This is a genomic window from Intestinibacter sp. (assembly GCF_022780145.1).
Lineage (GTDB): Bacteria > Bacillota > Clostridia > Peptostreptococcales > Peptostreptococcaceae > Intestinibacter.
The window spans coordinates 1-10,942 of the sequence record NZ_JALEXO010000325.1; the positions used below are offsets into that span (position 1 = coordinate 1).

10 protein-coding genes and 1 other annotated feature are annotated in these 10,942 nt (G+C 30.7%); all 10 genes read right to left on the reverse strand.

The features are described 5' to 3' along the window. Positions 1-150: 150 nt before the first annotated feature. On the reverse strand, positions 151-1,827 hold the full coding sequence (locus tag MR593_RS12210; protein WP_290693366.1) for a ribonuclease J: 1,677 nt from the start codon (positions 1,825-1,827) through the stop codon (positions 151-153). Between the two features lie 244 nt (positions 1,828-2,071). Next, positions 2,072-2,515 (reverse strand): Fur family transcriptional regulator, encoded by a 444-nt coding sequence (locus MR593_RS12215; RefSeq protein ID WP_290693369.1) that lies wholly within the window; start codon positions 2,513-2,515, stop codon positions 2,072-2,074. A gap of 268 nt (positions 2,516-2,783) precedes the next feature. Next, positions 2,784-3,188: a NifB/NifX family molybdenum-iron cluster-binding protein gene (locus tag MR593_RS12220; RefSeq protein WP_290693372.1), complete on the reverse strand. Its 405-nt coding sequence runs from the start codon at positions 3,186-3,188 to the stop codon at positions 2,784-2,786. A gap of 2 nt (positions 3,189-3,190) precedes the next feature. After that, positions 3,191-3,559 (reverse strand): ArsR/SmtB family transcription factor, encoded by a 369-nt coding sequence (locus MR593_RS12225; protein ID WP_290693375.1) that lies wholly within the window; start codon positions 3,557-3,559, stop codon positions 3,191-3,193. A gap of 141 nt (positions 3,560-3,700) precedes the next feature. Beyond that, entirely contained in the window at positions 3,701-3,970 is a 270-nt protein-coding gene (locus MR593_RS12230) for a DUF1292 domain-containing protein (RefSeq protein ID WP_290693378.1), read from the reverse strand. Between the two features lie 101 nt (positions 3,971-4,071). Next, entirely contained in the window at positions 4,072-4,497 is a 426-nt protein-coding gene (ruvX, locus tag MR593_RS12235) for a Holliday junction resolvase RuvX (protein ID WP_290693381.1), read from the reverse strand. Positions 4,498-4,579: 82 nt separating this feature from the next. Beyond that, positions 4,580-6,793 carry a hypothetical protein gene (locus tag MR593_RS12240; protein WP_290693384.1) on the reverse strand — a complete coding sequence of 738 codons (2,214 nt, stop codon included), beginning with the start codon at positions 6,791-6,793 and terminating at the stop codon, positions 4,580-4,582. 45 nt (positions 6,794-6,838) lie between these two features. Beyond that, positions 6,839-7,096 carry an IreB family regulatory phosphoprotein gene (locus MR593_RS12245; RefSeq protein ID WP_290693387.1) on the reverse strand — a complete coding sequence of 86 codons (258 nt, stop codon included), beginning with the start codon at positions 7,094-7,096 and terminating at the stop codon, positions 6,839-6,841. 71 nt (positions 7,097-7,167) lie between these two features. Beyond that, complete coding sequence (gene alaS / locus MR593_RS12250; RefSeq protein ID WP_290693389.1) at positions 7,168-9,807, reverse strand: alanine--tRNA ligase; 2,640 nt, start codon at positions 9,805-9,807, stop codon at positions 7,168-7,170. A gap of 119 nt (positions 9,808-9,926) precedes the next feature. Continuing rightward, positions 9,927-10,142: a binding site (T-box leader), on the reverse strand. Positions 10,143-10,242: 100 nt separating this feature from the next. Continuing rightward, positions 10,243-10,942 (reverse strand): MnmA/TRMU family protein (locus MR593_RS12255; RefSeq protein ID WP_331474852.1); only part of this gene is annotated, 700 nt, incomplete at its 5' end.

Sequence of the window (10,942 nt, forward strand, 5' to 3'; positions counted from 1 at the left end):
CCTCGTCAAATGATTATTCTATATAAGTATATTTTCCAAAATTATAAATTTATAATTGGTATATTATTGTAAGGCAAAAATTTTGAATCAAAATAGGGTATTGCAAAATAGATTTAAAACCTATTTCACAATACCCTTCAAAATCGACCTCTATACTTCCATTATTATAGGTAGTATCATTGGATTTCTTTTTGTTTTTGTGTACAAATATTCTTTAAGATTTTCTTTTATATTATTTTTTAAATAAGCCCATTCTTTTATGTTTTTTTCTTCGCATTCAGTTAATACTTCTTTTATTACAGCCTTCGCACCGTCCATTAAGTCTTCTGATTCTCTTACATATACGAATCCTCTTGATATTATATCTGGTCCTGCTAAAACTTTTCCATCTTCTTTAGAAATAGTTACTACAACTATCATTAGACCATCCTCTGATAGATGCTTTCTATCTCTTAAAACTATATTTCCTACATCTCCAACACCTAGACCGTCGACTAAAACATTTCCTATTGGAACTGTAGTAGTCACCTTAGCAGAATTTTTATCTAATTCTAACACTTGGCCTGTTTGCATCACAAATATATTTTCTTCTGGCATTCCTAATTCCTCAGCAAGCTCTGCATGTCTCTTTAACATTCTATACTCACCGTGTACTGGCATAAAGAACTTAGGTTTTGCCATTACGTTTATTAATTTTAACTCTTCTTGAGATGCATGACCTGAAACATGTATATCAGCTAAGTCATTGTATACTACACTTGCACCCTTTTCAAATAATAAATTTATAACCTTTGAAATTAATTTTTCATTACCTGGTATTGGATGAGCTGATATTATAACCAAATCCCCAGCTTTAATTTCGACCTTTTTGTGTTCACTACTTGCCATTCTAGCAAGGGCAGACATCGGCTCTCCTTGTGTTCCTGTAGTTATAATTACAAGCTCCCTATCCTCGTATTTAGATATATCATTTAAATCTACTAACATTTCGTCTTCTATATCTAGATATCCAAGCTCTCTTGCAACGCATATAACATTGACCATAGATCTGCCTGATATAGCTACTTTTCTATCGCATTTTTTAGCCATATCTATTATTTGTTGTAATCTGTGTATGTTTGAAGAGAACGTTGCAACTATAATTCTACTATCGTTAGCCTTTCTAAATAAATCGTCTAGACCAGCCCCTACTGTTTTTTCTGACATTGTATATCCTGGTCTCTCAACATTAGTACTATCTGCTAATAATAAAAGGACTCCTTCTTGTCCTAGCTCGCATATTCTGTGTAAATCCATCACACCGCCGTCTATCGGAGTCAAATCTATCTTGAAATCTCCTGTATGGTATATGATTCCTTGATCTGTATGAACTGCAATAGAACATGCACCTGGGATACTGTGATTGTTTTTAATAAACTCTACGCTCATATTTGCAAGCTTTATTATCTGTCTAGGAGTAACTACGTTTAATTTAGCTGTACTCAATTTATGCTCCTTTAATTTAACTTCTATCAAGCCTATACTAAGCATAGTTCCGTATACAGGTACATCGATTTTCTTAAGGATGTATGGAAGAGCTCCTATATGATCCTCATGGCCGTGTGTTATAAAAATACCTTTAACCTTCTCTTTGTTCTTAATTAAATAAGTAATATCTGGTATGACAATATCTACCCCTAGCATCTCGTCTTCTGGAAAGCTAAGACCTGCATCGATTACAACTATCTCGTCTTTGTACTCGATTAAAGTCATATTCTTACCTATTTCGTTAAGACCACCTAAAGCCATCACCTTTATCTTATTGGTGTTTTTCTTAAACAATTGCATCCTCTCCTCTGTCTATTCAATTTTAAATTTGCAAAAAAAAATAATATTAAATCACGTACACTTTTACCAGCTGATTTTATTGTACCATAATTTCTAATATATTTTAAGACATAATCGTAATACATTTATCTTATTATTATGACAAATTTTATATCAGTCTATTTATTACTCAAATAATAAAAGCTCAAATTGATTTTAAAACGAAGCTTTTTTCCTAAACTAAAATATAAGTCCATCTCGGGACTTATATTTTTTGACAATCTTCACATATTCCGTAAAACTTAATATCATGGTCTGATACATTAAATTTATATTCTTTTTGAATCAATGTTTCTATTCCGTCTAATAAATCTTCTTTCGTCTCTATAATCTTACCACATTTTTCACATATTAAATGGTGATGATTATGTTTTTCCTCTTTATTAAGGCGAAGTTCGTATCTAATACATCCATCATCTAAATTTAATTTAGAAAGTAACCCCACGTCATTTAAAAGTTGTATTGTTCTATATACTGTAGCCAAACCTATTTCTGGGCAAGAAACTCTTACCATATCGTATATTTCTTCGCTACTTAAATGTTTATCATCATTTTCTAATAAAATTTCTAATATAGCTCTTCTCTGTGGTGTTATTTTAAAACCAGTCTCTTTAAGCTTACTTTTTATGTTTTCTATCGACTCTTTCATAAACTCACCTATTTTCAACTGATAATCTATTGTAATTATTTTAAATCATTTTTCTTATTTTGTCAATATAGCGTTTTCTTTAGGAGCATACAAATGACTTTATAAGGACTTTTTTTATTGGATAAATTTCTTAATTGATAAGAAACCTTCCATTAAAAAATCTGCTATACAATATAAAAAGCCACCATCTAAAATTGTAGGTGACCTTTTATATCGACTTAATTTATTTCAAAATTTAACATTGTAATAATCATTTATGTTTTATATCTTAAAGATTTATATCGTGTCCATGGTCGTGACCACATCCACCATCTCCATGGTGATGTTGGCAAGCATTAGCCATAGAGAATTCAGCTAATTTTCCTTCTTTTAATAATTTTAAGTTAACTTCTATAGTATCATTTACACCTTTGTAAACTTTTGTTCCCATATCGTTTAATTTCATTATAGCACCTGCACCTATACCACCTACTATAACTGCATCTACTTTAACTCCTGATAAAGCTTTTAGTGGTTGGCATTTTCCATGTTCGTGTCCTAAATCTCCATTGTTTATTGATTCAACTGTTCCTTTTTCTAAATCACACACAACAAATTCTGGAGCTGATCCAAAATGTCCATATGGTAAACTTTCCATTCCCTTATTTTCTACAACTGGTATACAAACTTTCATCTCTAAATCCCCCTATTTTTACAACATTTTTTATTTAACTTACAATTTGCACAGCTATTTAATCTTATTTGTTCTAGATTTTCCCTTTTTATAAATGTGTCGTCGTCTATTTTATTTATCATTTTTAAAAATAATCTAGCTTTGTTAAAAGCTTCTTCATTGATTACATATATAACTGAATAGCCTTCCTTTATTCCTGTAACAATATTGGCCTCCTTCAGAACTTTTATATGCTGTGATACAGCAGAGTCTGAAATGCCTAAATGTTTAGAAATACCCTTTTGGCAAATTGTTCTCTTTGAGATAATTAGCAATATTTTTAGTCTAGTTTCATCGCTCAAGGCTTTGAAAACTTTTACTAATTCCTCCATAACTACCTCCTTATTTAGTTAAGCAATTACTTAATTAAATAATAATACTCTAAATCAAAAAAGTCAACTCTTTTTCAAATAATTTATTTTTGCACAAAAAAAAGAGGTAAAAACCTCCTTTTTTAATTGATTTAAAGTCGCTTAAAATTCGTCGTCATTTAATCCTTGTTCTTCCATTAAAGTATTGTAAACATCTACAACTATTTGATATTCGTCTTCATCTTCTAGAGCAACTAAAATATCTCCTTTTTCATCTGAATCGATTCTAAATATTAAAGCTTCGTCGCAAGTTTCATCATCTAGAGGAAGTAATATAGCATATTCCTTTCCTTCAGCTTCTAAAGATAAAACTATCTCAAATTCAGCCTCTTGACCATCTTCGTCTATTAAAGTTATTATATTTTCTTCCATGTTTTTCTCCTTTTTCACAAATAAATATTTTAATTATTATTCTATTTTATTATTATGATATATAATTATATATCATAAACAGAAATTTTTACACATTTAATTTAAAATTTTGATTTACTATCTAGATATCCCTGTAATATAAGCACTGCTGCCAACATATCGATTACTTTTTTTCTTTTTTTTCTGCTTACATCTCCTTCAAGTAGAGATCTTTCCGCTGCAACTGTAGTCAGTCTTTCATCCCAAAACTCTATTTCTAGTCCAGTTTCTTCTTTTATTAAATCACAGAACTTTATAACCTTTTCGCCTTGTGGACCTAAAGTTCCATTCATATTTTTAGGAAGTCCTGAGACAATTTTATTGACTTGTTTTTCTTTGATTATGTTTTTTAATTCTTCTATATCCTTCTTCTTAGATTCTCTTCTTATAGTTTTTATACCTTGTGCTGTAATCCCCATTATATCACTTACAGCAACGCCTATAGTCTTGTCACCTATATCTAGACCCATTATTCTTCCATCTAACATATTTTTCTCCTTCATATATTAATCTATTTTGTTTTGCATATACTTTTAAAAAAATTAGCCAGGAAATCCTGACTAATTTTTATTATAAAATTTCATCATTTTCATCAAAAATTATCATGTTAATACTTATTATTATAATAGGAATTAATATATAAATAGCTGCTGTTGAAGCTGCTACTATACCCGAATCATTTACCAATAATGTAACTATACAGCCTACAAAAGAAGCCATAAATCCTTTAAAGATCATAGGATATTTATCGTGTATTCTCTTGAAATATCCAGATGGCTTAAATATAAGCACTCCAATTATAATTATACTCACAATAAGTATATTTACCCATACACTAGATCTAGCCAATTTTAAATTCATTTGTATTTTTCTTCCAAATGTATTAAATATGGCAGCTGGACCCTCTTGTATTATTTGGTTTGTAAATACTGATAAATGTGATTCACTTCCCATAATAAAATCTAATCCTGCAAATGCTACAACTAATAATACTGCAGCCACACCTATTAAAACAATTTTCTTAAAATCTAACTTTATATCAAACATCAACAGTATAAATAATAAATAAGCTACACATTCTGATATAGCACCGCCGACATTTGCACCCATAGAAGGCATTGCACTAGTTACTAAAATAACTAATGATAATACGACGGCAAGCCATTTTGGTATTTTTTTGTAATTTAATAAAACAGCCAATGCAAATATAGCACTTGCTATAGTTACACCTTCGTATTCATTACCTACACCGTAATATCTAGCGCCATTTATTGCATCATAGCTCATTATACAGCCCTTCATAAGAGGTGTGCCTAATATACAGTCTACTATTATAAGACCTATTGTAAGCATCGCATAAAATCCCATTTGTTTTAAATCATCGTGCTTAAACAATTTATGACCTATTAAGTAATAAATAATTGTCACAATCAGTACTCCAATTACTAAACCTGTTTGCGTTTTAAAATTTAGTACAGGAGCTGTTAAAAATGCCAATGGCATTATAAGGCCTAATTTTATAAATTCTTTTAAAACTTTAAATATTTGTTCTCTTCCAAATCCCTTTTCTTTTTTAGGTATTTTTTCTTTAAATAGTAAAGCTACCATGGCAATAACCCAAGATGCAGAAACTATACCTACAAATGTATTTACAACTGTAGCCCTTATACTATTTACAGAAACTATTCTTTGGTATTCATTTAAAAGCTTTTCTATATTATTTTCATCTTGAACATTTTTAAATGCTTTACCTATCATTAATTCATTTTTTAATCCAAATTGATTTAAAATATCTACACCTATATCAATATTACTTACTATTCCACTTTCTCTTGTTGTTGAAGACTCTAAAAGTCCATATCCTTCTTTTTGGAATTTTATAACCGGTGATAATCTTCTCTTATTTAAATAATCTAAATCACTTTCAAATTCACTTGTTATATAGATAGTATCATTTTCTCCTACCATATTGAATACTTCTGTCAGATATCCGTCTACCCTTTGATATATTCTATTTTTCATAGATTCATAGGTATTTTCATTTAGAAGCTTTCTGTACTGGTCTAATCTGTACGTATCACCAAGCTCTACAAAAATAGCATCGCTACTTTCGTAGTATTTTTTTGTCTCTGATTTTAATTTTTCGTAATCAGTTGAAATTGCATACGGCATCGTATTGTCTTTGATATTTATATCATCTACATTCCCAGATTCAACTCTACCGTATTCATCCATGCATATTAATGCTAAATTTCTTATCTTTTTAATTTCTCCGTTTTTTTCTATATCACTATTTCCAAGCAAAGCAACCTTTAAATTATTTTCTTTTAATGTAGAACCAAGTATTCCTAAAGTTGCTCCATAGCTTCCATAATCGAGATTTTGATTTAAATTTCTATTTATTTTTAAGTTGTTGATTTCTAGTGGTTTGACTCCTGTTACAGATTCAAATTGAACCTTCTCATCTTCATCTAAGCTTTCAAATTTGTTGTAATCTTCATCTAAAACATTTGCTCTAACACCTGCACCTATACTAGCAAAAGACTTTTGGTCTGTATTTGAACCTCCATCGCCTTTGGTAGTCATAAGAGCAACATATCCACTATTTTCTGTCTTTTTCTTGATTATAGGTATCTCAAGCAAATTTTCTAAGCTAGTTCTATTTAAACTAATATATATAACCTTTCCGTTTGAATTTTCAGCTGTATCGGCATATACACTAGATATACAAAAGCTTAAACATACTATTAGTGATAATAAAAAGGATATTAATTTTTTCTTCATTAAGTCGACCTCTTTCTATTTTAAACTAGCAAGACAAGAACACTATTATTTAGATAAATAACTTTTTAATAATTCTTTTAATAATTCATCTCTTTCGTATTTTTTAATTATAGTTCTCGCATTTCTATTGCTTGTTATATAGCTTGAATCTCCAGAAAGTATATATCCTATGATTTGATCTATTGGATCATAGCGTTTCTTTTCTTCTAAAGCTTCATAAACGTATTCTAGAGTTTCCCTTATAGTTAATTTACCTTCTGATATTCCTTCAAACTTCATTGTATAATCTAAATTTTTATCCATCTTAAAGCCCCCTATTAAATTAAAATCCCAAAAGCTCTAAAAATTAGAGCCTTTGGTATTTTTTCAAAGTATTATTTTACTTGGCTTTTTATAACCTCACTAGCATAGCTTAGAGCTTCATCTATCTTTGTAGCGTCAGGTGCTCCAGCTTGAGCCATGTTCGGTCTTCCGCCACCTTTTCCACCTGCAATTTTTGCAATTTCTTTTACTATGTTTCCACTGTGGATTCCTTTTTCTATTACGTCCTTAGTTGCTGTAACTACGAAATTTACTTTAGAATCACTTACATTAGAGATTGCTACTACACCGCTTTGTAATTTGTCTCTTAGATTATCTGCCATTTCCTTTAATGAATTCATATCCATTCCTTCAAATTTTGCAGTTACTAAGTTAACTCCATTTACTTCTACCTTAGAGTCCATAACCTTATCAGCTGATTGTAGGCTCATTTTAGCTTTTACATCGTGTAATTCTTTTGATAGAGATTTATTTTCTTCTACTAAAGAATGTGCTTTATTTACTAAATTATCTTCTTTTGTTTTTAAGGCTGTGCAAGCTTCTTCTATTAATTCATCTCTTGAGTTTAAGTATTCGTATACACTTCTTCCTGTAATAGCTTCTATTCTTCTTACTCCAGCTGCTACTCCACCTTCAGATAATATTTTGAATAATCCTACTTGTGAAGTATTTGTTAGGTGAGTACCTCCACAAAGTTCCATTGAGTAGTCTCCCATAGTTACAACTCTTACTTCATCGCCGTATTTTTCACCGAATAAAGCCATAGCTCCTTTATCCTTAGCTTCATTTATACCCATAACTTCGCAGTTTATATCAAGAGCTTGTAAAATAACGTCATTTACTTTTCTTTCAACTATTTCTAGTTCTTCCTTTGATATTGGTTCAAAGTGAGTTATATCGAATCTAAGTCTATCTGGAGTTACTAATGAACCTGCTTGGTTAACATGTTCTCCTAAAGTTTCTTTTAAAGCCTTGTGTAGTAAGTGAGTAGCACTGTGGTTTCTAGCAGATGCCATTCTTAATTCTCTATTTACTAATGATTTTAATTCATCTTGAGTATTTATGCTACCTTTTTTCACAATACCTATGTGTTTTATTGTATTATTTGCACCTTTTTTAGTATTTATAACTTCAAATACTGCATTTTCATTTTCTAATATACCTTTATCACCAACTTGACCTCCACCTTCTGCATAGAAAGTAGTTTTGTCAAGTACTACTATTGCTTCGTCTCCTTCTTTTATAGTATCGACTACTTCATCGTCTTTAACTAAAGCAGTTACTTTACCTACAGTTGTAAGATAGTTGTATCCTTCAAATGTAGATGCTATAGATGAATCTAAAGCAGAAAGTGGATCTTCCTTCCAGCTTTCACCTTCCATATTTCCTCTAGCGCGTCTAGCTCTTTCTCTTTGTTTGTCCATTTCTTCGTTGAAACCATCTTCATCTAAATCAAATCCAACTTCTTCTAGAATTTCTTTAGTTAAATCCATTGGGAATCCATAAGTATCATATAATTTAAATACTTTTTCACCAGCTAGTACATTTTGATTATTTGCTTTTAATTCCTCTATATAAGAATTTAATATTTCACTACCTTGGTCTATTGTTTCGTTGAATTTTTCTTCTTCTATTTTTATAACTTTTTTGATGTATCCTTCCTTTTCAACAAGTTCTGGATATGCTTCTCCACTAACTTCTTTAACTACATCGAATAAATTATATAGGTAATCTTCTTTTATTCCTAATAATTTACCGTGACGAGCAGCTCTTCTTAATAATCTTCTAAGAACATATCCACGACCTTCATTTGATGGAAGTATACCATCAGCTATCATAAAGCTTGTTGCTCTTATATGGTCAGTTATTATTCTTATTGATACGTCTTTATCGTGGTCTTCACCGTATTTAACGCCTGATATTTTTTCTATTTCGTCTATTATAGCTCTTATAGTATCTACTTCAAATATGTTGTCTACACCTTGCATTATGCAGCCCATTCTTTCAAGTCCCATACCAGTATCTATATTTTTATGTTCAAGTGGAGGATAGCTTCCATCTTCTTGTCTATCAAATTGACTGAATACTAAATTCCAGAATTCTAAGTATCTATCACAGTCACATCCAGGTTTACAGTCAGGACTTCCACATCCATATTCAGGACCTCTATCGTAGTACATTTCTGAACAAGGTCCACATGGTCCTAGACCTATTTCCCAGAAGTTATCATCTTTACCTAATCTTACTATTCTTTCTTCTGGTATGCTTGTATATTTAAGCCATAAATCATGAGCTTCATCATCATCTAAATAAACTGTTGCCCATATCTTTTCTTCTGGTATATGTAGATGTTCAGTTACAAATTCCCAAGCCCATTTTATAGCATCTTCTTTGAAGTAATCTCCAAATGAGAAGTTACCCATCATTTCAAAGAATGTACCATGTCTAGCAGTTTTACCTACATTTTCTATATCACCAGTTCTTATACATTTTTGAACTGTACTCATTCTGTTTTTTGGTGGAACTTCAACCCCTGAAAAATAATTTTTTATTGGAGCCATCCCTGAGTTTATTAAAAGTAAACTTTTGTCGTTTTTAGGTATTAAAGAAGAACTTTTACCTATATAATGTCCCTTAGATTCAAAGAAATCTGAGAAAGCTTTTCTTATTTCATTACAACCCATTTTTTTCATAATTTATTACCTCCTAAATTCTTGAATATCATACAATTAATTAATATTTTTTCATCAGCTAAATTAAGAGAATCTTTATCCATGTATATAATTAAAAAACCTCGCACCTATAAATAAATTATAGGGGCGAGGTGTATTCGCGGTACCACCCTAGTTACCATAAAGTATGGCATCTTCGGAAAACCTTAGCTATAACGTAACTACCGGCAATTCATACTAAACTCCGAATTGCTACTCCAAGACTGCTTCAAATATCCTGTACTTAAAGGCTCTCACCAACGCCTCTTCTCTGTAAAGCCATCGAATATTTTACTATTCCTTTTCGCTGTATTTTAAATATTAATTACTAATATTAATTTAAATTATAAATTGTATTTTGTCAACAAATATTTTATTTTAAAAGCTCTATTTAAAGATTATCAAGTCGAATGCTATCTAAAAGCTACTTTCTATTATGCCTCCTCCGACTACTTTGTCTCCGTCATACATAACTACAGACTGTCCTTTTGTTATGGCCCTTTGTGATTCGTCAAATACAATTTTTATCTTGTCCTCTGCGACCTTGTAAACTGTAGCATCTGCTGGTCTTGCAGAGTATCTTACCTTAGCCTTTACTCTAATAGGCTCTGTTATATCTTCTACTGATATAAGATTTACGTCCTTTGCAATTAAATTGTGTTTGAATAAATCCTCGTTATCTCCTAATACTACCGTATTATTCTTGGCATTTATATCTATTACGAACATCGGCTTACCAAATGCTATACCCAAGCCCTTACGTTGCCCTATAGTATAATTTACGATTCCTTTATGTCTTCCAAGCACCTTACCATTAGTATCTACAAAATTACCTTCTTTTATTCTTTTATTTGAATGTCTTTTTACATAATTTGCATAGTCGTTGTCTTTTACAAAGCATATCTCTTGGCTATCTGGCTTATTATAAACTCCAAGTCCAAGCTCTTTAGCCATTTCTCTTACTTTATCCTTTTCATAATCACCTATTGGAAGTAGTGTATGCTCTAATTGATCTTGAGTCATATTGTATAAAGCGTAAGTTTGGTCTTTTTTGTCTGTAACTGATTTCGTAAGTAGATATCTGCCTGTTTTTTCATCCTTTTCAATTCTAGCATAG

Excerpts from the sequence above, each read along its gene's own strand:
- MR593_RS12245 (WP_290693387.1), bottom strand. The coding sequence starts at position 7,096 with ATGGATAAAAATTTAGATTATACAATGAAGTTTGAAGGAATATCAGAA.
- MR593_RS12210 (WP_290693366.1), bottom strand. The coding sequence starts at position 1,827 with ATGCAATTGTTTAAGAAAAACACCAATAAGATAAAGGTGATGGCTTTA.
- MR593_RS12215 (WP_290693369.1), bottom strand. The coding sequence starts at position 2,515 with ATGAAAGAGTCGATAGAAAACATAAAAAGTAAGCTTAAAGAGACTGGT.
- MR593_RS12220 (WP_290693372.1), bottom strand. The coding sequence starts at position 3,188 with ATGAAAGTTTGTATACCAGTTGTAGAAAATAAGGGAATGGAAAGTTTA.
- ruvX (WP_290693381.1), bottom strand. The coding sequence starts at position 4,497 with ATGTTAGATGGAAGAATAATGGGTCTAGATATAGGTGACAAGACTATA.
- MR593_RS12225 (WP_290693375.1), bottom strand. The coding sequence starts at position 3,559 with ATGGAGGAATTAGTAAAAGTTTTCAAAGCCTTGAGCGATGAAACTAGA.
- alaS (WP_290693389.1), bottom strand. The coding sequence starts at position 9,807 with ATGAAAAAAATGGGTTGTAATGAAATAAGAAAAGCTTTCTCAGATTTC.
- MR593_RS12230 (WP_290693378.1), bottom strand. The coding sequence starts at position 3,970 with ATGGAAGAAAATATAATAACTTTAATAGACGAAGATGGTCAAGAGGCT.
- MR593_RS12240 (WP_290693384.1), bottom strand. The coding sequence starts at position 6,793 with ATGAAGAAAAAATTAATATCCTTTTTATTATCACTAATAGTATGTTTA.